The sequence below is a fragment of the Myxococcota bacterium genome, from assembly GCA_039030075.1.
Taxonomy (GTDB): domain Bacteria; phylum Myxococcota_A; class UBA9160; order UBA9160; family SMWR01; genus JAHEJV01.
Genome location: JBCCEW010000023.1, coordinates 25,948 through 48,088, shown reverse-complemented (window position 1 = coordinate 48,088; position 22,141 = coordinate 25,948). Strand labels below are relative to the sequence as shown.

At 69.3% G+C, this 22,141-nt stretch carries 20 protein-coding genes; 14 read left to right on the top strand and 6 right to left on the bottom strand.

The annotated features are described in order from the left end of the window. Window positions 1–3 precede the first annotated feature (3 nt). Together AAF430_20760 and AAF430_20755 are read right to left on the bottom strand one after the other, a co-directional pair. Window positions 4–894: a MoxR family ATPase gene (locus tag AAF430_20760; GenBank protein ID MEM7412675.1), complete on the bottom strand. Its 891-nt coding sequence runs from the start codon at window positions 892–894 to the stop codon at window positions 4–6. Between the two features lie 149 nt (window positions 895–1,043). Continuing rightward, window positions 1,044–1,763, bottom strand: a complete 720-nt coding sequence (locus AAF430_20755; protein MEM7412674.1) for a PEP-CTERM sorting domain-containing protein — start codon at window positions 1,761–1,763, stop codon at window positions 1,044–1,046. A gap of 245 nt (window positions 1,764–2,008) precedes the next feature. Between AAF430_20755 and AAF430_20750 the strand changes: the two genes are divergently transcribed. The 3 genes from AAF430_20750 (at window position 2,009) to AAF430_20740 (ending at window position 4,931) form a co-directional block, all read left to right on the top strand. After that, window positions 2,009–3,262, top strand: a complete 1,254-nt coding sequence (locus tag AAF430_20750; protein MEM7412673.1) for a CoA transferase — start codon at window positions 2,009–2,011, stop codon at window positions 3,260–3,262. Next, window positions 3,259–3,546: a 4a-hydroxytetrahydrobiopterin dehydratase gene (locus AAF430_20745; protein MEM7412672.1), complete on the top strand. Its 288-nt coding sequence runs from the start codon at window positions 3,259–3,261 to the stop codon at window positions 3,544–3,546. Before AAF430_20750 ends, AAF430_20745 begins: the two co-directional genes overlap by 4 nt. A gap of 179 nt (window positions 3,547–3,725) precedes the next feature. After that, window positions 3,726–4,931, top strand: coding sequence for a methyltransferase domain-containing protein (locus AAF430_20740; GenBank protein ID MEM7412671.1), 1,206 nt, complete (start codon window positions 3,726–3,728; stop codon window positions 4,929–4,931). Between the two features lie 7 nt (window positions 4,932–4,938). On the opposite strand, the gene AAF430_20735 is transcribed toward AAF430_20740, so the two are convergent. Together AAF430_20735 and AAF430_20730 are read right to left on the bottom strand one after the other, a co-directional pair. Further along, window positions 4,939–5,952 carry a prenyltransferase gene (locus tag AAF430_20735; protein ID MEM7412670.1) on the bottom strand — a complete coding sequence of 338 codons (1,014 nt, stop codon included), beginning with the start codon at window positions 5,950–5,952 and terminating at the stop codon, window positions 4,939–4,941. Window positions 5,953–6,022: 70 nt separating this feature from the next. Next, entirely contained in the window at window positions 6,023–6,709 is a 687-nt protein-coding gene (locus AAF430_20730; GenBank protein MEM7412669.1) for a DUF2461 domain-containing protein, read from the bottom strand. Window positions 6,710–6,994: 285 nt separating this feature from the next. On the opposite strand from AAF430_20730, the gene AAF430_20725 reads away from it, so the two are divergent. From AAF430_20725 to AAF430_20710, 4 genes are all read left to right on the top strand, one after another. Next, window positions 6,995–8,002 (top strand): TIGR03617 family F420-dependent LLM class oxidoreductase, encoded by a 1,008-nt coding sequence (locus tag AAF430_20725; GenBank protein ID MEM7412668.1) that lies wholly within the window; start codon window positions 6,995–6,997, stop codon window positions 8,000–8,002. Window positions 8,003–8,110: 108 nt separating this feature from the next. Continuing rightward, a complete protein-coding gene (locus tag AAF430_20720) occupies window positions 8,111–10,546 on the top strand; it encodes an MMPL family transporter (protein MEM7412667.1) in 2,436 nt (811 codons plus the stop codon). Next, entirely contained in the window at window positions 10,543–11,343 is an 801-nt protein-coding gene (locus tag AAF430_20715; protein ID MEM7412666.1) for an outer membrane lipoprotein-sorting protein, read from the top strand. The genes AAF430_20720 and AAF430_20715 overlap by 4 nt, the downstream gene beginning before the upstream one ends. A gap of 33 nt (window positions 11,344–11,376) precedes the next feature. Continuing rightward, entirely contained in the window at window positions 11,377–12,738 is a 1,362-nt protein-coding gene (locus AAF430_20710) for a DUF1302 family protein (GenBank protein ID MEM7412665.1), read from the top strand. A gap of 27 nt (window positions 12,739–12,765) precedes the next feature. On the opposite strand, the gene AAF430_20705 is transcribed toward AAF430_20710, so the two are convergent. Next, the gene (locus tag AAF430_20705) at window positions 12,766–14,229 is read right to left on the bottom strand and encodes a PLP-dependent aminotransferase family protein (GenBank protein ID MEM7412664.1); all 1,464 of its coding nucleotides are present in this window, start codon (window positions 14,227–14,229) and stop codon (window positions 12,766–12,768) included. A 95-nt stretch (window positions 14,230–14,324) separates the two neighbouring features. Here AAF430_20705 and AAF430_20700 point away from each other — a divergent pair, with 95 nt between their 5' ends. The 3 genes from AAF430_20700 to AAF430_20690 all read left to right on the top strand — a co-directional run bounded on the left by AAF430_20700 (window position 14,325) and on the right by AAF430_20690 (window position 17,928). Further along, entirely contained in the window at window positions 14,325–14,981 is a 657-nt protein-coding gene (locus AAF430_20700; GenBank protein MEM7412663.1) for a pyridoxamine 5'-phosphate oxidase family protein, read from the top strand. Window positions 14,982–15,049: 68 nt separating this feature from the next. Next, complete coding sequence (locus AAF430_20695; GenBank protein ID MEM7412662.1) at window positions 15,050–17,122, top strand: 3'-5' exonuclease; 2,073 nt, start codon at window positions 15,050–15,052, stop codon at window positions 17,120–17,122. A 2-nt stretch (window positions 17,123–17,124) separates the two neighbouring features. Further along, window positions 17,125–17,928, top strand: coding sequence for an enoyl-CoA hydratase (locus tag AAF430_20690; GenBank protein ID MEM7412661.1), 804 nt, complete (start codon window positions 17,125–17,127; stop codon window positions 17,926–17,928). A 7-nt stretch (window positions 17,929–17,935) separates the two neighbouring features. Here AAF430_20690 and AAF430_20685 read toward each other — a convergent pair whose 3' ends face one another. After that, on the bottom strand, window positions 17,936–18,526 hold the full coding sequence (locus AAF430_20685) for a hypothetical protein (GenBank protein ID MEM7412660.1): 591 nt from the start codon (window positions 18,524–18,526) through the stop codon (window positions 17,936–17,938). 158 nt (window positions 18,527–18,684) lie between these two features. Here AAF430_20685 and AAF430_20680 point away from each other — a divergent pair, with 158 nt between their 5' ends. The 4 genes from AAF430_20680 to AAF430_20665 are packed head-to-tail and all read left to right on the top strand — an operon-like array spanning window position 18,685 to window position 22,102. Beyond that, complete coding sequence (locus tag AAF430_20680) at window positions 18,685–19,737, top strand: substrate-binding domain-containing protein (GenBank protein ID MEM7412659.1); 1,053 nt, start codon at window positions 18,685–18,687, stop codon at window positions 19,735–19,737. Window positions 19,738–19,750: 13 nt separating this feature from the next. Continuing rightward, window positions 19,751–20,938 carry a sugar ABC transporter permease gene (locus tag AAF430_20675; protein MEM7412658.1) on the top strand — a complete coding sequence of 396 codons (1,188 nt, stop codon included), beginning with the start codon at window positions 19,751–19,753 and terminating at the stop codon, window positions 20,936–20,938. Continuing rightward, on the top strand, window positions 20,935–21,660 hold the full coding sequence (locus tag AAF430_20670; protein MEM7412657.1) for an ATP-binding cassette domain-containing protein: 726 nt from the start codon (window positions 20,935–20,937) through the stop codon (window positions 21,658–21,660). Before AAF430_20675 ends, AAF430_20670 begins: the two co-directional genes overlap by 4 nt. Before the next feature lie 46 nt (window positions 21,661–21,706). Next, a complete protein-coding gene (locus AAF430_20665; GenBank protein ID MEM7412656.1) occupies window positions 21,707–22,102 on the top strand; it encodes a hypothetical protein in 396 nt (131 codons plus the stop codon). The last annotated feature ends 39 nt before the right edge of the window (window positions 22,103–22,141 follow it).

The window sequence follows — 22,141 nt, the reverse complement described above, 5'->3', positions numbered from 1 at the left end:
GGGCTACTGCCGGTACTGGGGTCCGAGGTCGGACCAGTCCTTCGGGAGCGGCCCGCCACCGTCGTTGAAGCGGTTGAGCGCCTCGGTGTCCTGCTCGTTCTTGAGGAGCGTGCCGACGAAGGGCAGGTGCTGCTCGACCTGCTGCTGCGAGACTCCCGAGCGGAGCAGCGCGGCGATCCAGTCGATCAACTCCGACGTCGAGGGCTTCTTCCGCAGTTCGTTCTGGCCGCGCAGCCAGTAGAACTTGATCAGCACCTGGTCGAGGAGCTGCGCGTCGAGGTTCGGGTGATGGACGTCCACGATCTGCTTCATCAGATCGGGTTCCGGAAAATCGATGAAGTAGAAGACGCAGCGCCGCAGGAAGGCGTCGGGCAGCTCCTTCTCGTTGTTCGAGGTGATGATCACCACCGGTCGCTCGGCAGCGGCGACCTCCTCGCCCGTCTCGAGCACGTTGAAGCGCATCTCGTCGAGCTCGTGGAGCAGGTCGTTCGGGAACTCCACGTCGGCCTTGTCGATCTCGTCGATCAGCAGCACGTGGCGGTTCTTCGCCGCGAACACGCGGCCGAGCGGGCCGTACTTGATGTAGCGGCGCACGTCCTTCACGTCGCCGTCGCCGAAGCGGGCGTCGTTCAGACGCTGAATGGTGTCGTAGACGTAGAGCCCGTCCGCCGCCTTCGAGGTGCTCTTGATGTGCCACGACTCCATCGGGAGCCCGATGCCCTCGGACACGTGGCGCGCGAGCAGGGTCTTCCCCGTCCCGGGCTCACCCTTGATGAGCAGCGGCCGCTCGAGGGCGATCGCGCAGTTGACGGCGTCGATCAGGGGCTGGGAGGCGATGTAGCCCTGGGTGCCCTCGAACTGGTGGAACGACTGGACCGCTTCGGAGCTGGACATGGGGAACCTCGCTGGACACCCCACGGAGGGCGGGGGCACGGAGGTTCTACAGGGTGGGCCGGGGCCTCGCAAACACGGGCCCCGAACGCGCACCACGCCGCTGTGCTCCTGGGCCGGAATCGGCCCCGGGCACGGTGCGAACGCCGCGCCTAGCGGCGCCGGCGGCCCGCGGCGGCGAGTCCGGCCAGGCCCATCCCCAGCAGGGCCGCGGTGCCGGGCTCGGGGACGGCCAGGATCAGGTTGTCGAAGCCACCCGAGCCGCCCAGACGGACGCGCACGGTGTCGTAGTCGCCCACCAGGCCGAGGTCGACGCGGTTCGCCGAGTTGTCGCCGTAGGCGATGCCCTGACCGAGCATCAGGAGATCCTCGAAGGTGAAGCTGGCCACCGACGTGCCGTTCGTACCGCCCAGGAAGAAGGAGATCTCTCCGGCTTCCGCGGTGGAGTCCTCGACGTCGACGAGATCGAAGGCGAACAGGGAATAGGTCTGGTCGAGCAGGAAGGTGAACGTGCCGGCCGGGCGGCGCCCCTCGTCGTCGGGGTCCGAGCAGTTGGAGGCCGAGCAGTTGTCGTTCTCCTGCAGGATCAGGATGCTGCCGAGGTCCGTGTCGGACGCGAGGTTGCCCCCGCTCCACCCGCCGTCGCTGAGCAGGTCGTCGTCCGAGGTCTGGGACGGCGCGATGTTGGTGTCGAAGGCGACCGCGAGGTCGAAGTTGCGCGACGCGTGGTCGACTTCGAGCGTGTAGCCGGACTGGGCCGTGCTGCCGTTCGCCACGATGTCGCCGTGGCTGAAGGTCTCGAAATCGATGGTGAGCGCGGCGGCCGGAACGGCGAGGAGCGCAGAGCCGAGGAACGCGAGGGAGCGGAGCATGCGGGAAGGCCTTCCTGGAGACAGCGCCGGCCACACGGGTCCCGCGCTGCTCCCCTTCCCGGGGGCTGTGAGTGAGTTGCTCCCAAACCCCCGAAAGGTCGTGACATCCGCGTGAAATCGACCGGCGCGTGCCCATGCGCTCGCAGGCACGCTCCCAACCCGTTGCGCGGCCCGCGCTTTCCGGCGCCCCGGAAATTCGGTGTACTGGCGCGCCTGGCGTTCTCGCTTTCCCCCGGAGGGGCCCCTTGCAGCTCGACGCGTCGCGACCCGGCATCGGGAGGCCCCTCGACGGGGTCCGCGTGCTCGCGATCGAGCAGATGCAGGCCCTGCCCTTCGCCACACAGCTCCTCGCCTTTCTGGGCGCCGAGGTGGTGAAGATCGAGCACCCCGTCCACGGCGAGTCGGGCCGGGGATCGCGCCCCCAGATCACCGACCGGGACGGTCGGCGCGTCGGGGCCACCTACCTGCGCAACAACCTCTCGAAGCAGAGCCTCGGCATCGACCTGAAGCATCCCGAGGGCGTCGCGCTGGTGAAGCGCCTACTGCCGCACTTCGACGTGCTGGCCGAGAACTTCAAGGCCGACACGATGGAGCGGCTGGGTCTCGGCTACGCAGCACTCTCCGAAGCACACCCGCGCCTGGTCTACGTCTCCATCTCGGGTTTCGGCCACGGCCCGACGCCCTATGCCGACTGGCCGGCCTACGCGCCGATCGTCGAGGCGATGGCCGGGCTCTACGAACCCAACCGCAAGCCCGGCGAACCGCCGCCGGTGGTGGTGGCGGGGGCCCTCGGCGACAACGCCAGCGCGCTCTACGCGGCGATCGGCACCCTGGCTGCCCTGCGCCAGCGCGACGTCACGGGACGCGGTCAACACGTCGACATCGCGATGTTCGACGCGATGGTCGCGATGACCGACATGGTGCCCTTCATGTGGTCGGTCGGAGAACCCCCGAGCGCCGCCACGGCCGGACGTACCGGCATCGTCGGCGCGTTCCGCGCCGCCGACGGCTACTTCGTGATGGCGATCTTCCGCGAGCACCAGTTCGAAGCCCTGGCGCGCCTGCTCGGCCACGAGGGTTGGCTGGACGACCCGCGCTTCGCGACGCGCGAAGGCTGGGCCGAATACCGCGAGTCCGTCGTGCGCCCTGCCCTCGAAGCCTGGGCGTCCGAGCGCGGCAAGCTCGAGGTGTGCGCGACCCTGTGCGGCATCGACATCCCGGCGGGTCCCAGCAACGTCGCCGAAGACCTGGTCCGCGACCCCCACGTCGCGAACCGCGACATGCTCGTCGAGGTGCCACGCCCCGACGCGGATCGGCCGATGCTGGTGGTGGGCAACCCGGTCAAGCTCTCGGCCGCGAGCGACGGCCCGATCACGCGCTATCCCAGTCTGGGGGAGCACACCGAGCAGGTGTTGCAGGACACCCTCGGTCTCGAACGCGAAGAGCTGGACGCGCTGGCCGAGGCCGGCGTGATCTCGGCGCCCGGAGAATCCGCATGAGCCCCGTCGCCCTGGACCGAGCTGCAATCGACACGGCCCTCGCCGAGCTGCCCGACTGGCAGGTCGTCGACGGCAAGCTGCACCGCGAGTACGCCTTCCCCGACTTCGTCCACGCCTTCCGCTTCATGAGTGCGGTCGCGCTGATCGCCGAAGCCCGCAACCACCACCCCGAGTGGTTCAACGTCTACGGTCGCGTGATCGTCGACCTCACCACCCACGACGCCGGGGGCATCTCCCAGGCGGACCTCGACCTGGCGGCGACGATGGAGACGCTGACCGGCTGAGGCCCCGCCGCCCGTGGGCCGTGAAACCATTCCCGGCGTCGAAACGTAACGGGAAGGAATGCATCCAAGCGCCGATCCGAGGGTTGCACCCCACGGCGCGAGCCCGGATCCTTCGAAACGTCGCCAGATCGCCACACAGATGACGACGGGCGCGCCCAGTCCACAGGAGACCTACCCCGATGTCCGATGCCTCGACCCCGTCGAAGGTCGAAACTCTGAACGTCGCGCTGAACGTCGAAGAGGCCGTGCGCGAGCGCTACGGCGCCGCCGCCCAGGAGCAGGAGGCCGCTCTCTGCTGCCCCATCGACTACGACCCGAAGTACCTCGAGGTGATCCCCGAGGAAGTGATCGACCGCGACTACGGCTGCGGCGATCCGTCGCGCTACGTGCGCCCAGGCGACACGGTGCTCGACCTGGGCAGCGGCGGCGGGAAGATCTGCTTCATCGCCTCCCAGATCGCCGGCAAGGACGGCCGGATCCTCGGCGTCGACATGAACGACGACATGCTCGACCTGGCGCGGCGCTCGGCGCCGGTCGTGGCCGAGCGCACGGGCTTCTCGAACGTGGAGTTCCTGCGCGGTCGCATCCAGGACCTCGCCCTCCCCGTCGACGCGCTCGACGACTGGCTGGCCGCCCACCCGGTGAAACACAGCAGCGACATCGAGGCCCTCGACCTCGAGTCGGACCGCCTGCGTCGCGAACAGCCGCTGGTCGCCGACGACAGCGTGGACCTCGTCGTCTCCAACTGCGTGCTGAACCTCGTCCGGCAGGAGGACAAGACCCAGCTGATCCGCGAGATCTACCGCGTGCTGCGCCGCGGAGGTCGCATCGCGATCTCGGACATCGTCTCCGACGAGGTCGTGCCCGAGGAGCTGCGCAACGACCCCGAGCTCTGGAGCGGCTGCATCTCCGGCGCGTTCCACGAGCAGGAGCTCCTGCAGGCGCTCGAGGACGCGGGCTTCCACGCCATCGCAATCGACGCCTGGAGCGATGAACCCTTCCGCGTCGTCGACGGGATCGTCTTCCGGTCGGTCACCATCACCGCGGAGAAGGGCAAGGAAGGCCCCTGCTACGAGGCCAACCAGGCGGTGATCTACCGCGGGCCCTGGCGCCAGGTCGAAGACGACGATGGGCACGTCCTGCGCCGCGGTGAGCGCGTCGCGGTGTGCGCGAAGACCTTCGACCTGCTCACGAAGGGCCCGACCGGCGACCAGCTGATTCCGGTCGAGCCGTACACGCCGATCCCGGAAGCCGAGCGCGCGGAGTTCGACTGCTCGCGCACGGTCGCCCGACACCCGCGCGAGACGAAGGGGCTGGACTACTCGGCGACCACCGAGGAGTCGGATTGCTGCGCTCCGGACGCAGGCTCCGAGAGCTGCTGCTAGCCCCGCGCTAGAAACGCCAGGGGAAGGGCCACACGGCTTCGAGAAGCAGTGCGGCGACGAACCAGCTGCCGGCAGTGCGCGTCAGCAGGAACGCCCAGGCGACGTACCAGAGCGGCCAGAGCGGGTAGCCCGCCGGCGGCGCGTCGGGTTTCGGCGCGTCGTAGGTGGCGAGTACGCTGCGAAGGCGCGGGATCGCGAGCCCGGTGAGTAGGGCCCACGGGGTCAGCACGTCTGCGAGAACGCAGACGGCGACCGCGACGAAGAAGCCGATCATCATGGCGCGGGTGACGGTGAGCGCGCGCTCGCGGCCGAGGATCACGGGCAGGGTGCGGATCCGCTTCGCGCTGTCGGCCTCGAGCTTGTCGACGTGCTTCCCCATCAGCACCGCCGTGACGAGCAGCGCGTAGGGCACGCTGGCGGCGAAGACCCAAGGCTCCACCTGGCCCGTCGTGACGTAGTAGGTGCCGCCGATCATGAGCGGGCCCCACACCACGAACACGCCGGGTTCGCCGAGGCCCCGGTGCTTCAGCTTGAGCGGGGGTGCCACGTAGAAGACGCTGATGAAGAGGCCGAGCAACGCGAAGGTCGCCACGTGCACGCCACGCACGTCGATCAGGTACAGGAGGATGGCGAGGTCGATCAGGTTGGCGACGGCGATCGCCGTCAACAGCCCGCGCGTCGAGATCAAGCCCGAGAGCACCGGGTGCGGCGCATATTGGGTGCGGACGTACCCCTGGCTGTCGACGCCACCGGCCAGATCGAAGTAGTCGTTGATCATGTTGTTCGCGGCGTGGGCGGCGGTCAACCCGAGGAGCACGAGCGCGCAGTAGCCCCAGTGGGCGTCCGGGTGTCCCGCCGCCAGAAGCCCACCGATCCCCGCCGAGAGGACGGTCATGGGGAACACGCTGGCGCGGGTGATCAACAGCCAGCGCGACACGCCGTCCATCGCCGCATCCGGCGACAGGTTCTGGGTGCGGATGATCTCGCCCCAGTTCTGGAGACTCTGACTCGCGGATGCCATGGCGGACTCCTCCGCCGCCAGTGTCCTTCGAACCGGTCGGCCGGCGCCAGCGCTTTGGCGCCGCGCCGCCCTACCAGGGCAGGTCGAGCGCCCGGGTCAGGAACCGCAGATACGGAGAAGCCGACCGCCACACCCCTTCGAGGCGCTTCGGGAAGTCGGCGGCGCAGGCGTCGCGTTCGGTGAAACCGGTGATCGCGGCGAAATCCTTGCGCTTCAGATCTTCGACCAGGGGGTGTTCCGGGTCATAGCCACGCGGAGCGCGCTTCAGCGACTCGCCCGAGAGCGCCCAGGTGGTGCGGAAGGCCTTGCCGCCGATGCTGCGCTTCCAGGCGGTCGGGTCGTCGACGATCGCATCGCGAATCTCCGAGAGGGTCGCGCCGTCGGGCTGCCAGATGCCCACGGCAGCGAACACGTCGCCGGGCTCGAGATGGAGGTAGAGGCCGGGCGCATGGGCGTCCTTCGCGGCCTCGTGCCGGAAGTGGATGCCGACGTGGGTCTTGTAGGGACGCTTGTCCTTCGAGAAGCGCACGTCGCGATAGATCCGGAACAGAGATCCCCCGACCGGGCGCGGATCGGCGACCAGATGCGGACTGATGCGGCGCAGCGGTTTCGCGAAGCCGGCGACGAAGGCGAGCGCCGGATCGCGCGCATCGCGCTCGTAACGTTCCTTCTGGTCCTGGAACCAGTCGCGGTCGTTGTTCTTGCGAAGCTCGCGCAGGAACCGAAACAGCGCAGACGAGAAGACCGGATCGGACACGTCCCCTCCCAACCGAAACTGCAGGTGCAGCGGTGGAACCGGATGGAGCACGCGGAGACGTCACCGGTGCGGGACGTGCGGCCAGCTCGGCGCGCCGTTCTCCCCAGCGTTCCCCATCCCGCGTCTCCGGAACAGCCCGACCGTCGTCGCGGAGCGGCAGTCTATCACCCAGGTCCTCCGACGGGGAACGGAACACACGCAGGCGTGGGCGGTGTTCGCGGATCCAGCTAGGTTGAGTCGTCTCGGGTGACGCGCGGCGTCCCCCACCGATGGAGGATCCCCCCAATGAAGATCGACGGCGGATTGATGACGAATGACCTGGCCCAGGTACCGGCGCGCGCCAAGGCGCTCGAAGCCGCGGGCTACGACGGCGCCGTGACCGCCGAGATCGCGAGCGACCCGTTCCTCCCGCTCACGCTCGCGGCCGAACACACCGAGCGTCTCGAGCTGATGACGTCGATCGCGGTCGCGTTCGCGCGCAACCCGATGCTCTTTGCGAACCTCGGCCACGACCTGAACGCGTTCTCGAAGGGGCGTCTGATTCTCGGGCTCGGATCCCAGATCCGCCCGCACATCCAGAAGCGCTTCAGCATGCCCTGGGGCAAGCCCGCAGCTCGGATGCGGGAGTTCATCCTCGCGATGCGCGCGATCTGGGACTGCTGGTACCAGGGGAAGCCTCTCGACTTCCGCGGCGAGTTCTACACGCATTCGCTGATGACGCCGATGTTCACGCCGACCAACACCGAGTACGGCGCCCCTCGGGTGTTCCTGGCGGCGGTCGGCCCGCGCATGACGGAAGTGGCCGGCGAGGTGGCCGACGGCCTGATCGCCCACGCCTTCACCACCGAGAACTACGTGCGCGAGGTGACGCTCCCCGCGATCGAGCGGGGCCTCGAGCGCGCCGGAAAGTCGCGCGCGGACTTCTCGATCACCTGCCCGGTCTTCGTCGTCACCGGCGAGGACGACGCGAGCTTCACCGCCAACCGCGACGCCACCTGCAAGCAGATCGCCTTCTACGGCTCGACGCCAGCCTACAAGGGCGTCCTCGAGTCGATCGGCCACGGCGACCTCCAGCCCGAGCTCAACCGCCTGTCGAAGGCGGGCCAGTGGGACGAGATGGGCCGCCGCATCGACGACGACATCCTCTCGGCCTTCGCGATCGTCGGGTCCCCCGAGGAGATCGCGGGCAAGGTCGGCACCCGCTACGGCGGCGTCTTCGATCGCATGCTCGGCGGCGTCCTGCCGGGAAGCGCCCAGGAAGGCGAGCGGCTCCGGGAGCTGCAGGCCGTCTAGGCCGCACTCCGGCGCTGCCGAGGCGCGACGACCGCCGTTCTCACGGGTCCATCGGGCACGCCAGAGCCTGGCCCCGAAGGGACCCGGTCGCCTATCGTCCCGTGGCTCATGCCCCCGTCGTCGCCTCGCTCCGCGGACCTCGTCGAAGCCCTGAACCGCCGTTTCGCCACGATCGCCGGCTGGTCCTACGACCACCGCTGGATCGTGCTCGGCATGACCCTCGCCGTCATCGCCGGCGCGCTCACCCTCGCGGGCCGCGCCCAGATCGACAACAGCTACGAGGCGTACTTCGACCCGTCGGATACGACCTATCGCGCCTACGAGCAGTACCGCGAGGACTTCGGCTCCGACGAAATCTCCTACGTCCTCTACGACGCACCCGACTACGAGCACGGGCCGTGGAACCTCGAGGTGATGGGCAAGATCGCCCAGCTCACCGACGCCCTGATCGACGAGGTGCCCTTCGTCTACGACGTGAAGAGCCTCGTGAACGCCGAGCTCATCGAGGGCGTTCCCGACGGCATCGAGATCCGCGATCTCGAAGAGGACTTTCCCGCGACCCAGGAAGCGTTGCTCGCGCTGCGGGAGCGCTACCTGGCGAAGGCCACCATCGTCGGCGGGCTCCTCAGCGAAGACGCGGGCCACGGCGCCCTGATCATCGAGATGGATCGGTCCAGCACCGACCCTCTCGACATCCTGCGCGCCGATCCCGAGCTCGGCGACGCGACCGAGAACCTCTACCCCTACGTCACCGATCGCATCATCGAAGAGATCCTCGCCCGGCCCGAGTACGCGGGAATCCGCTTCTACCACTCGGGTGACGTCCCGCTGAACGCGATCTACGGCCGGCTGATCGAGCAGGAGACGCCGGTCCTGAACGCGATCACCGCCGGCGTGATCGCGTTGATCCTGCTGATCTGCTTCCGCTCGGTCGTCGGCACGCTGGCCCCGATCGTGGTCGTTCAGCTCTCGGTGCTGTGCGTGGTGGCGATGATGGTCGTCATCGGCTGGAAGCTCGACATGAGCTTCGCCTCGGCGCCCACGCTGCTCACGGCGATCGGCGTCGCCCACGCGGTCCACATCCTCTCCGAGTTCCGGGGGAAGCTCGACGAGCTGGGCGAACGACGCGCCGCCCTCGTCGAGACGATCCGCCTGGTCGGCACACCGTGTCTCTTGACCAGCGTGACCACCGCCGTGGGCTTCGGGGCGATGAGCTTCGTGCCGATCAAGAGCATCGCCCACATGGGCGCGTACAGCGCCTTCGGTGTGCTCGTCGCCTTCGTGTTGTCGCTGACGCTCCTGATGGCGCTCTTGTCCTTCGGGCGCGAACGCCCCCAGCCGCGCTCCACCGCCCCGCGCGAGGTCCTCAAGCCGTTCCTGCAGCGCGTGGCCGATTTCGACATTCGCCACCGCGTGCCGATCCTCGCCGGCGCGGCCCTGCTCTTCGTGGCATGCGCCGTCGGGATGACCCAGCTCATCGTCGATTCGAACTGGCTCGACGACTTCTCCGACGACGTGCCACTGAAGGCCGTCACCGAACGGGTCGACTCGGTGATGGGCGGCACAACCAACCTCATCTACCTCTTCGACGCGGGCGAAGAGGACGGCATCAAGGACCCGGCGGTCCTGCGCGAGATCGAGCGGGTGGAGCAGTTCGCGCTCGCCGAGTTCCCGAACGTCCGCAAGGCCTACTCGCTGGTCGAGATCCTGAAGGACCTGAACCAGGCGTTCCACGGCGGCGACCCGGCCTACTACAAGATCCCCGAGTCGCGCGAGCTGGTGGCCCAGTACCTCCTGCTCTACGAGACCTCGGGCGGCGAGGAAGCCGAGAAGCTCGTCTCCAGCGACTACCGCCGAGCCAGCCTCGAGCTGCGCCTCGCCCTCGGCCCGACCAGCGAGACCTACGACCTCGAAGCCGCGATCGCGAAAGAGCTGGAAGCCAACCCGGTCGAGGCGAGCACGATCGAGCTCACCGGCATCGGGGCGCTCTGGCTGAAGCTGATGGACTACATCGTCTCCAGCCAGATCCAGGGCTTCCTGCTCGCCTTCACCGCGATCTCGCTCATGATGATCGCCGCCTTCCGCTCCATGAAGACCGGCTTGATCTCGATGGTGCCCAACCTGGCGCCGGTGCTGGTGGCTCTCGGCGGCATGGGCTGGTTCGGGGTCTACCTCGACTACGCGAAGATCTCGATCGCCGCCGTCGCGATCGGCATCGCCGTCGACGACACGATCCACCTGGTTTCGCGCTTCCGCCACGAGTTTCAGGAATCAGGAAACTACGAGCAGGCTCTGCGCGACGCACTCCTGGATGTGGGTCGTGCGCTCGTCATCACCTCGACCGCGCTGGTGTGCGGATTCCTGGTGCTGTTGCTCTCGGTACTCGACAGCGAAGCGATCCATGGCCTCGTCCTGGCCGCTACGATCATCGTCGCCCTGATCGCGGACTTCTTGTTGATGCCCGCACTCGTCCTTACCTTCCATCCGTTCGGCCCCGAGGGGGAACGAACCCAGACGCCCTCGATGCTCAAGGAGGCCGCATGAACCGCACCCTTCGAATCGTCGCCGCCTGCGCGGTCGGCGGTTTCCTCGCCCTGCCCGCCAGCGCCGAGCTCAGCGCCCGCGAGATCATGGAAGCCGTGGACGCGCGCGACGACGGTGACAAGAGTTCGCGTGAACTCGAGATGGTGTTGATCGACAAGCGCGGGAACCAGCGCGTGCGCAAGCTCCAGTCGTACGGGCGCGATGTCGGCGAGGACGATCAGTCGATCATGTTCTTCCTGTCGCCCGCGGACGTCGAGGATACGGGCTTCCTCACCTACGACTACGACGAACCCGAGCGCGACGACGACCAGTGGCTCTACCTGCCCGCCCTGTCGCGCACGAAGCGCATCGCCTCTTCGGACAAGAGCGGCAGCTTCATGGGCTCGGACTTCACCTACGCCGACATGACCGATCGGCCCACCGACCACTACGACTACACGCTGATGCGCGAGACCGAGGTCGAGGGTCACAAGGCCTGGCAGATCCAGGCGGTGCCCACGACCGACCGCGAGAAGGACGAGACGGGCTACACGAAGGCCATCGTGTTCGTGCGCCAGGACAACTTCGTGGTGGTGCGGGCCGTGTACTGGGTGAAGAAGGGAAAGCGACTCAAGTACTTCGACGTGAAGCAGCTCGAGCAGATCGACGGCATCTGGGTGCCGACCGAGATGCACATGTCGACGCGCAAGGGGGAGAGCACGCTGCACAAGACGGTGCTCTACTCGCGCGACGTGAAGTTCAACCAGCCCCTCGACGAAGAGCTTTTCACCGTCCGCCAACTCGAGAAGGGTCCCTAGCGGAAGATGCGAGCGCGCCCTCGGACGGATCGCGTGCGCGGTGCGCTCGCGGGGGTCCTCCTCTGCCTCGGCGTCCTCGGGGCGCCGGAAGCCCGTGGTCAAGACGACCTCGACGACATCCTCGGTGGCTTCGACTCCGAGGAACCCGATTTCGAGGTCGACCGTGAGGACATCGAAGAGGAAGAGGAGCGCTTCTGGGACCTCTCGGGCAGCGTCGAGGTCTCCGGCTCGGTCAACTACATCGACCACCGCTCGGACACGGGCGCGGACTATCACGGGCTCTCGCGCCTGCGCAATCGTCTGAACCTGAAGCTCGACCTCGAGCTGCCCTTCGAGTGGGACGCGAGCTTCGAGGGCCACGGCTTCTACGATCCTGCCTACCTGATCAACGGCCGGGACGACTACACCTCGGACGTCCTCTCGGACAACGAGCTCTTCTTCGATACCGGCGACGCCTGGATCCGCGGCGAGCTCACCGACTGGCTCGACATCAAGCTGGGGCGCCAGGTGGTCGCCTGGGGCCGCTCGGAAGCCCTGCGTGTGCTCGACATCCTGAACCCGCTCGACCAGCGCGAGCCCGCCCGTGCCGACATCGAGGATCTGCGCCGCACGGTCGCCATGGCGCGCGTCGACGCCCACTGGGAGGAGTGGACGCTCTCGGCGATCGCGATCCCCGAGCTCCGCTTCGATCTCATCCCCGAAGTCGGCAGCGACTTCTACCCCGGCACGATGGAGTTCCCTCAGGAGCGGCCGCGCCACTTCGAAGACACGGAGTACGCCGGTTCCCTGACCGGCATCTTCAGCGGCTGGGACATCTCCTTCCACGGCGCCTGGCTCTGGAACGACACGCCCCGCTTCGAACGGCGACAGGTCCCTGGGTTTCCCGCGCGGCTGGTGCACGACCGGTTCTGGCTGGTCGGCGCCGGCGGCAACTACACGGTGGGGAGCTTCCTGTTCAAGGGTGAGGTCGCCTACCTGCATGGCATCGGCTTCTTCAACGCGGGACGCAAGAGCCGCGTCGACGGCCTCTTCGGCATCGAGTACTACGGCCTGACCGACACGACCTTCGTCGTCGAGATCCTGGACCGGTTCCTCTTCAACTACGAGAGCCAGATCGGCCGCGCACCCGACGGTGTACGCCGCCACTCGCCGGCCCTGTCGCTGCGGCTCCGACGGAACTTCTGGAACGACACGCTCCACGTGCAGGGCGTGGGCATCATTCTCGGCCTGGACACCCGGGAGGGCTCGATCATCCGCGTCGACATCGACTACGACGTCGCCGACGCCCTCGTGGTCGGCGTCGGCCTGCTGCTCTACCAGCAGGGCGTGAGCGCACCCCTCAACATCTACGGCGACAACGATCGGCTGATCTTCCGCGCGAAGTGGAGCTTCTAGCGCTCGGCGCTCAGGGGAGCGTCCGGGCTAGAGCACGCGGCGCATCCGCCCGATTGCATCGCTGAGCTCCGCCTCCTGGAGATAGGCGTAGCCGAGCCGCAGCGCCGACCGCGCACGACCGTCGAAGGCGAAGCGCTTCGCGGTGAGGAAGTGCACGCCGGCGTCCTCGCTGCGCTGGGCCCAGGCATCGACGTCCAGACCACTTCGCGCGCGAAGCCAGAGCGCCATGCCGCCGGGCGGAAGGTGGAAGTCGAGTGCATCTCCGAGGGAGTCCCGCACCTCGCTGGCGAGATGGTCGCGACGCGCCCGGTAGATCCGCCGCATGCGGCGCGCGTGCCGTTCGACGATCCCCTCGGACAGCAGCTCGGCTACGGCGGCTTCGACGGCCGCGTCGCCCTGCCGATCGATCGGACGCCGGTGTAGCGCGAAGCGCTCGAGGAGCGGACGGGGTGCCACGGCGTACCCGACGCGCACGCCCGGCGCGAGGATCTTCGAGAGAGTCCCGACGTAGACCACCACGCCCGCTCGATCCGCGCTCGCCAGCGGCAGGAGCGGCTGACCTTCGTAGTGCATCTCGTAGTCGTAGTCGTCCTCGACGACGGCGAAGCGCTTGCGCCGCGCCAGCTCCAGCAACGCGATGCGCCGTTCCGGCGCCAGCACCGCCAGCGTCGGGTACTGGTGGTGCGGCGTGAGATACACCGCGCGAAGCGGCTGCCGTTCGGTGAGCGCTGCCAAGCGGTCCACCCGCACCCCGCGGTCGTCGACGGGAACACCCACCAGTGTCGCCCCGGCGGCGCGAAACGCCTCCCAGGCGGGCGCATATCCGAGCGACTCCACCGCGACCACGTCGCCCGGCCGACAGATCGTGCGCGCCGCCAGATAGAGCGCCTGCTGGCTGCCGCGGGTGACGAAGACGTCGTCGCGCCCCACCGGGAGCCCGCGCAGGGAGGCCAGCATGTGGGCGAGGGCGTCGCGCAGCGCGGGATGCCCGGCTTCGTCTCCGTAGTCGAGGGCCTGCCGCGGTTGGCGTAGAACCGCGCGTCGGTAGGCGCGGGCGAGGTCGGCCACCGGGGTCTCGCGCACGTCCGGCACTGCGCCCGCCAGCGACAGGACTCCCTTCGGTGGCGGCCACACGAGCGGCGGAGCACTGCGGGGCGCCGGCGCCAGGGGGAAGCCCGTGCGCGTGGGCATCCGCTCGGGGTGTTCGGCGAACGCGCGCGGCGCCACCTCGGGGAGCGCACGGGAGACGAAAGTGCCGCGCCCCCGGGCCGTCTGGATCCATCCCTGGGCGGCGAGCGACTCGTAGGCCGCGATCGCCGTGTTGCGGTGGATCCCCAGGCGCTCGGCGAGGCGGCGCGTGCTCGGGAGGCGGTCGCCCGGCGCCAGGCGGCCGGCGCGAATCGCGTCGGTGAGGGCCGCGCCCACGCGTTCGAAGAGGGGGCGCTTGCCCTCGCGGCTGACGGCGAGGCTGAAGTCGGGGGTCCAGACCATGCGGAGGTCCTCCACGCTGGCGCGCTCAACCGGTCTGTCCAGATTCTTCGAATTGGACCTTTTCGACAGACCAGAAGAACGACAGCCTACCTGCCATGCAAACCGCTCGCACGACCCTGAAACGCCAACGCGACCGCGGCGCCTATGACGCCGAAACCGTCCACGCGATCCTCGACGAGGCGCTGGTGTGCCACCTGGGGTTCGCCCTGGACGACCAGCCCTTCGTGATCCCCACGATCCACGCGCGCGTGAACGACGTCCTCTACGTCCACGGCGCCGTCGCGAATCGGGCGTTGGGCGCCCTCCGGGCCGGTGCTCCGTGCTGCCTGACGGTCACGCTCGTCGACGGGCTGGTGCTGGCGCGCTCGGCCTTCCACCACTCGATGAACTACCGCTCGGTGGTCGTGCTCGGGCAGGCGCGCGAGGTGACCAACGTGAACGAGAAGCAGGCGGCTTTCGCGGCCTTCGTCGAGAAGACGATGCGCGGCCGCAGCGCCCACTGCCGCCCGCCGAACGAGACCGAGATCCGCACCACCCAGGTGCTGCGCCTCCCGCTGGAGGAGGCCTCGGCGAAGGTGCGCCAGGGGCCGCCCATCGACGACGAAGCCGACTACGCGCTGCCCCACTGGGCGGGCGTGGTGCCCCTGCGCCTGACCGCGGGGACGCCGGAAGCCGATGCGCGCCTTCCGAGCGAAACGCCGTTTCCGCATGACCTCGCGCGCGATCTGGACGGAGCTTCCCCGACCGGCTGATCCCGGGTGCGCAAGCGCCCCCGGCAACGAGTCCCTACTCTCTCGGGCTCCCGAATTCGAGGAACCCGTTGTCGGACCGGATCGTCGACGAAGAGGTCGAGCTCTACGAGCGGGTGCGCAAGCACCTGTCGCAGCGTACCGAGCCGAGCCGCGACGACGAACGCGCCCTCGAGCGAGATCTCGAGAGCCTGCGCGAGCAACTCGTCTCCGGGCGCGAGCGGAAGGACGAGTTCGCGCTCACCGAGCAGTGGAACCGCCAGACCGCCCTGCTCTCCCAGCTACGCCGCTCACGCTCCGGCCCAGAAGTCGATCCGCTCTCGCCGTACTTCGCACACCTGCGCCTGCGCGAGAACGGCAAGGAACGCGATCTCTGCCTGGGTCGCGCCACCTGCGTCGAGAAGGGGGTCCGCATCGTCGATTGGCGACACGCGCCCGTGTCGCGGGTGTTCTACCGCTACCAGCAGGGCGAGGAGTACGAAGAGGAGTTCGGCGGGCAGACCCGCGCCGGCGAGGTCGTCGCGCGCCGCACGGTCCGGATCCGCGACGGCGCGCTCGACCGCATCGAGGCACCGGAGGGGGTCTACCTGGCCGACGCCGACGGGTGGCGCGAGGCGCCGCGCGAGCGGCCGCGGCTCGCGGGCGGTGCGCGTTCGGCGCTGCGCGCCTACGACGAGGACGACGCGACCCTGCGCCGGCTGGGCACCGACCTCGACGGAAGCCGGCGTCGCGCCGACAAGCGGCTCCCCGAGATCACCGGGCTGATCGACCCCACCCAGTTCTCCCTGATCACGCGCGCCGGTGGCTACCTCGCGATCCGCGGCAACGCGGGCTCCGGAAAGACGACCGTGGCCCTGCACCGGATCGCCTACCTCGCCTACGACGACCCGCGCATCGACTCGGACCGCACCCTGTTCGTGGTGTTCTCCCCCGCGCTGCGCGACTACGTCGCGACGGTGCTGCCCTCGCTCGGGGTCGGCAACGTGCGCATCGTCACCTACAAGGACTGGGCGAAGGAACAGCGACGCCGCCACTTCCCCGAGCTTCCGAACGAGACCCGCGCCGACGCGCCCGCCTTCGTACAGCGCCTGAAGCTCGACCCGGCCCTGCTCGACGCCCTCGAGCGCCACGTCGCCGAGCACCCCGGCCCGCGCAACGCCCGCCAGGCCCTCGACGACTGGGCCAGCGTCCTCACCCGGCCGGCCCTGTTACGCGAGTGCGCCGAGCGTCGAGCGCCAGGCGCCGTGCGCGCCTCGGTCTTCGACCAGTTCGCCGACCACTGCCGACGCCGCAACGAAGAACTCTTCGCCTTCCTCGAGGGCGACGGCGACGTGGACGCCGCCCTCGAACCCGAGGACGACGCGCTCTTGCTGCGCGCCTTCCAGCTGCGGGTGGGTCCGCTGCGCGCGAAGAAGCAGGCTCCGCTGCGCTACCGGCACGTCGCGATCGACGAAGTGCAGGACTTTTCGGCGATCGAGGTGCAGGTGCTGCTCGGCTGTCTCGACGAGAAGCGCAGCCTCACGCTCGCCGGCGACACCCAGCAGCACGTCCTCTCCCATACGGGCTTCACCTCGTGGAGTGCGTTCCTCGCCGAGTTGGGCGTAGAGGGGGCCGCGCTCGAGACCCTGCGCATCAGCTACCGCTCATCGCAGGAGATCGCGACCTTCGCGCACGGCGTCCTGGGACCGATTCGCGAAGAGGACGAGCCCCCCGAGGCCACCCGCTCGGGCCCGCCGGTCGAGCTCTTCCGCTTCACCGACCGCGGCGCCTGCGTGGCCTTCCTCGCCGACGCCCTGCGCGAACTCGTGCGCACCGAACCGCTGGCGTCCGTCGCGGTGCTCACACCGTCGGCCGAGACGAGCGCGGCCTACTTCGACGGCCTCGAGAAGAGCGACCTGCCGAGCCTGCGCCGCGTCGAGCGTCAGGACTTCAGCTTCGCGCCCGGCGTCGAGATCACCGAGGTCGAACAGGCAAAGGGCCTCGAGTTCGACTACGTCGTGCTCGCCGACGCCAGCGCCGATCACTACGCCGACACCCCCGAGGCACGCCGGCGCCTCCACGTCGGCGCCACCCGGGCCGTGCACCAGCTGTGGATCACCAGCGTCGGGACGCCGTCGCCGCTGCTTGGAGATCTCGAGGAGTAGTCATGTCCTACGTGCGAATCGAGAAGCCGCGACCCCACACCAGCGTGATCGTGCTCGACCGGCCCGAGCGGATGAACTCGATGTCCTTCGAGCAGATGACGCCACTCCACGAGGCCTTCGAGGAGGTCGGCGCCGACAACGACTGCTGGTGCGTCGTGCTCACCGGCACCGGTCGCGGCTTCTGTTCGGGCGCCGACACCCAACACTCGGAGCCGCCGCCGAACATCGCCGGACTCACCCTCACCCGGATCGCGACGCGCGCGATGTCGATCCTGGCCGACCTGGTGCCGGCGATGCGCCGCATGCCCCAGCCCGTGATCGCCGCGATCAACGGCGCCGCCATCGGCGGAGGCATGTGTCTGTCCCTCGGCGCCGACATCCGCATCGCGGGTGAATCCGCCTACTTCCGGGCCGCCGGCATCAACAACGGACTGACCGCGACCGAGCTGGGCCTCTCGTTCCTACTGCCGCGGGCGATCGGCTCCTCGCGCGCCTTCGAGATCATGCTCTCCGGCCGCGACGTCTCGGCGCAGGAGGCGGCCGAGATCGGCCTGGTGTCGAAGACGGTGCCCGACGATCGACTCGTCGACGCAGCCCTCGATCTCGCCGATCAGATCAACGGCTGGAGCACCCAGGGCGTCCAGCTGACGAAGCGCATGATCTGGTCGGGGCTCGAGACGGGCAGCCTGTCGGCGGCCGTGGAGCTCGAGAGCCACACCCAGCTCTTCGTGCGCATGACGACGCAGAACTTCGAAGAGGCCACTCGCGCCCGCAAGGAAGGGCGGCCGCCCCGCTTCGAGGACTGAGCGACGCCTAGCCGCCTTCGCCCCCGGCGAAGCGCGCTTCGGCGGCGTAGAAGAGCTCGAGGGTCGCACGTTCGTCCTGGGCGATGCTGCGCAAGAGCGACTGGGTCTCGGGATCGTCGCCAAGGCTGTCGGCGAAGCGCAGGATCGGCGCCAGCGCGGCGTCGGGGTCGGGAAAGCGCCGCGTGAAGTCACGCACCTTCTCGGCATCGCTGCGCTCGGTGCTCGACGAACTCGCGAGGACCTGGGCGTAGGTGTCCTCGGGAACCTCGTAGCGGGGCGCACCACCGAGCTCGCGCATGCGCTCGCGCAACAATCGGGCGTGGCTGCCCTCTCGCGCCGCGACCGTGCGCAGCTCGCCGCGAAGGCGCGGGTCGGTGCACACCGCGATCCAGGCCCCGAGCGAGAGTTCGCCGAGCGCCTCGCCGGCGCGGAACTCATCGAGGAAGCGCAGCACGCGTTCGCGCCCCGCGCGGCTTTCTTCGACGCTCGCATCGTCCCCCTCGGATTCGAGACGAGCGATGCGCAGGGAAAGCTCCGACTGCTGAGCCACCAGCTTCTCGAGGAGCTTCTCGATGCGCTCGCCTGCTGCGTCGTCCACGTCCGCTCTCCCGCGACGGAGTCTGCCGGCGGCCTCGAAGCGGAAGCGGCCCCACCGGTGTCTCCGACGGGCAGAGTAGCTGTGTTAGCCTGCAGCGTCTCGCGAAGGAGCCCACGCGCTTGTGCCACCGTCGTTCTGCACGCGTTCTCGCGTCGCCTTTGCGGAACGCGCGCCGCGCGGCAGCGCTCTCGGTTCTGGCGCTGCTCCTGTCCGGGGCCCCCGCGTGGTGCGAGACCGAGCCACTGCGGGTCGGGGTCTCGTGGTCGAACTTCCAGGAAGAGCGCTGGAAGATCGACGAAGCCGCGCTCGAAGCCGGCCTCGAGGCGCACGGAGCCGAGATCCTCTCGACGGACGCCCAGAGTTCGACGGAGAAGCAGCTCAGCGACCTCGAGAACCTGCTCGCGCGCGGCGTCGACGTGCTGGTGGTGGTGGCTCACGACGCGGCCGCCATCGGTCCGGGTCTCGCGGCCGCGCGCGCGGCCGGGGTTCCGGTCCTGGCCTACGACCGCTTGATCGACGCGCCGGACGTCTTCTACCTCTCCTTCGACAACCGTCGGGTGGGGCGACTCCAGGCGGAACAGATCCTGGCCGTCCAGCCGCGCGGGCGCTTCGTCTACATCAAGGGTTCTCCCCAGGACCCGAACACCGAGTTCGTCCATGCCGGGCAGCGCGACGCCCTCGCGGAGGCGATCGCGGCCGGCCGGGTCGAGATCGTCGGGGATCAGTACGTCGAGGGTTGGCTGCCCGAGGTGGCCCAGCGCGTGATGGAACAGCTCCTGGTCCGCAACCGCGGCGAGGTAGACGCTGTCGTGTGTAGCAACGATGCGATGGCCGGCGGCGTCTCCGCCGCGCTCGCGGCGCAGGGCCTCCCCGGCATCCCCGTCTCCGGACAGGATGGCGACCGCGCCGCGCTCAACCGCATCGCGAAGGGGCTGCAGACCGTGAGCGTCTGGAAGGACTCGCGCGAACTGGGCCGCAGAGCCGCCGAGGTCAGCCGCGCCCTCGCGCGAGGCGTCTCTCCCGATCGCATCGAGGGCGCCGCCGCCTACACCACGCCCTCCGGGCGCCAGGTCTCTGCGCTGTTGCTCGAGCCCCTGCCGATCACGCGCGACAACCTCGACCGGGTGATCGAAGCCGGCTGGGTCACCCGGGCCGAAGTGTGCCGCGGCGTCTCGGAGGCGGGCGAGGGTCCGCCGGCCTGCGTGCGTTGAGGGACGTCGTCCGATGACCGCGGCGACCCCGGCAACGTCGCCCGCGCCGTGGCGGGATCGACGCTTCGCCATGCTCGCGAGCCTGGTCGCGCTGTGGTGGGGCTTCGATTGGGCCAGCGACGGGATCTTCCTCTCGCCGCGCAACCTCGTGAATCTCGCGGTGCAGACGAGCGCGGTCGGCGTAATGGCGATGGGCATGGTCTTCGTGATCGCGAGCCGCCACATCGATCTCTCCGTCGGGTCGATCGTCGGCTTCGTGGGGATGACGATCGGTGCGCTGCAGCTCGGCAGCTGGGGCGGCGATCCCCTTCCCTGGCCCCTCGCGCTGCTCCTCGGGATCGGCCTCGCCGGCGCGATCGGGGCATGGCACGGCTGGTGGGTCGCCCACCTCGGGCTCCCGGCGTTCGTGGTCACGCTGGCCGGGCTGCTCGTCTTCCGGGGCGCCGCCTGGCTCGTGAGCGACGGCCAGACCCTGGCCCCGCTGCCCGAGCCCTACACCCGCATCGGGGGAGGCCTGCACGGCGTCCTGCCGCTCGGCGTCAGCTTCTTCGTGGCCGCCGTCGCAGGTGCGGTCTGGGTCGCCGTGCGGTCGACGCGGCGCCGGCGCACCCTGGCGCTCGGCGAGGCCGCGCTTCCCCTGGCCTGGGAAGTCGGCATCGCGATCGCGGGATGCGGTGCCCTGCTCGGCTTCGTCGCCCTCGCGGGCGCCGTGCCCGTGCGCGGCGACGCAGTGGCGGGAGTGCCCTACCCGGTGCTCCTCCTCGGCGCCGTCGGCGTGGCGCTTCACGTCCTGGCGGTGCACACCCGGTTCGGACGCCATCTCTTCGCGATGGGCGGGCAGCCGCGCGCCGCGGAGCTCGCGGGCATCGATGTCCGCGGCGTCACGCTGCGAGCCTTCATCTTGATGGGCGTCCTCGCCGGCCTCGCCGCCGTGCTCACCACCGCGCGCCTCGGCGCCGCCACGAACTCGATGGGCACCCTCAGCGAACTCGCCGTGATCGCCGCAGCCGTGCTCGGGGGCACCTCACTCGCCGGTGGGACGGGCAGCGTGGCGGGCGCGGTGCTCGGCGCGCTGTGGATGCAGAGCCTGGACAACGGGTTGCTGCTCCTCGACGTCACCAGCGCTCTACGGCAGGTGGTGATCGGCTTGACGCTGCTCCTGGCGGTCGCCCTCGACGTGCGCTGGCGGGGAACCGCATGAGTAGCGTCACCAGCGCGCACGGACTCGCGAAGCGTTTCGGCGGCGTGGCCGCGGTCGACGACGTCTCCTTCGAGATCGCCGCCGGCGAAGTCGTGGCCCTGGTCGGTCACAATGGCGCGGGGAAGACGACCCTGGTCGAGCTCTTGTCGGGGGTGCAGCCCCCCGATGCCGGGGCCCTGCACGTCAGCGGCACACGCGTCCGGTTCCGGTCCCCGCGCGACGCCGAGGCCGCCGGCATCGTCACCCTGCATCAGGAGCTCGCGCTCGCCGATCACCTCGACGTCGTGGCGAACGTCTTTCTGGGTCACGAGGTTCGCCGCTTCGGCCTGCTCGACGAGCTCGCGATGCGCAGCGAAACCCGCAGCCTCCTCGATCGCCTGCAACCCGGCTTCGACGGCTACGGCGTGCCGGTGCATCGCCTCTCGGGCGGTCAACGCCAGCTCGTCGCCATGGCGCGCGCGCTCCGACTCGACGCGAAGTGCTTGATCCTGGACGAACCGACCGCCGCGCTCGGCCCGGGCGAAAGCGAACGGGTCAACGGCTGGGTCCGACGTGTGTCGGACGACGGCGTGTCCGTCCTCGTGGTGAGCCACGATCTCACCCGGGTACTCGCCCTGGCCGAACGGGTCCTCGTAATGCGCGGAGGCCGGCTGGTCACCGAGAGCCCGACCCAGGGGCTCGAGCGCCATACCCTGGAAGACTGGATCCTCGGCAGACGCTGACGCGGCTTTCGTTACCCTCGCGCCTGCACCCAACAGGAGACGCTGCATGTCGAGTTACGAATCCTTCCGCGCCCTTCTCGCCGAGGTCTGCCAGAGCGAGGGATGGGGACTCTCTGCGGATCAGGTGGAGCTGAAGTTCGAGGATGGGCGTCGACAGCTCGTCCGGGTGCAGGAGTTCCGCTTCGACCAGACCGAGATGTTGCGGGTGTTCTCGGTGATCGGGCCGGCGAAACACATCGACCCGGTGCGACTCACCGACGGACTGCGCCTCAGCTTCAAGCTGCCCCATGGCGCCATGGCCCTCCACGACAATGAACTCGTGATCGTCGACACGCTGCGTGCGGCCGAGGCCGACGCACCCGAGATCCGCGCGTGCTTGCGCTATCTCGCCGAAACGGCCGACCGCTACGAGAAGACGATGTTCGGGGTCGATGACCACTGAAGTCCCGATGACCACTCAGGTCCCGACACGGAGTTCGTG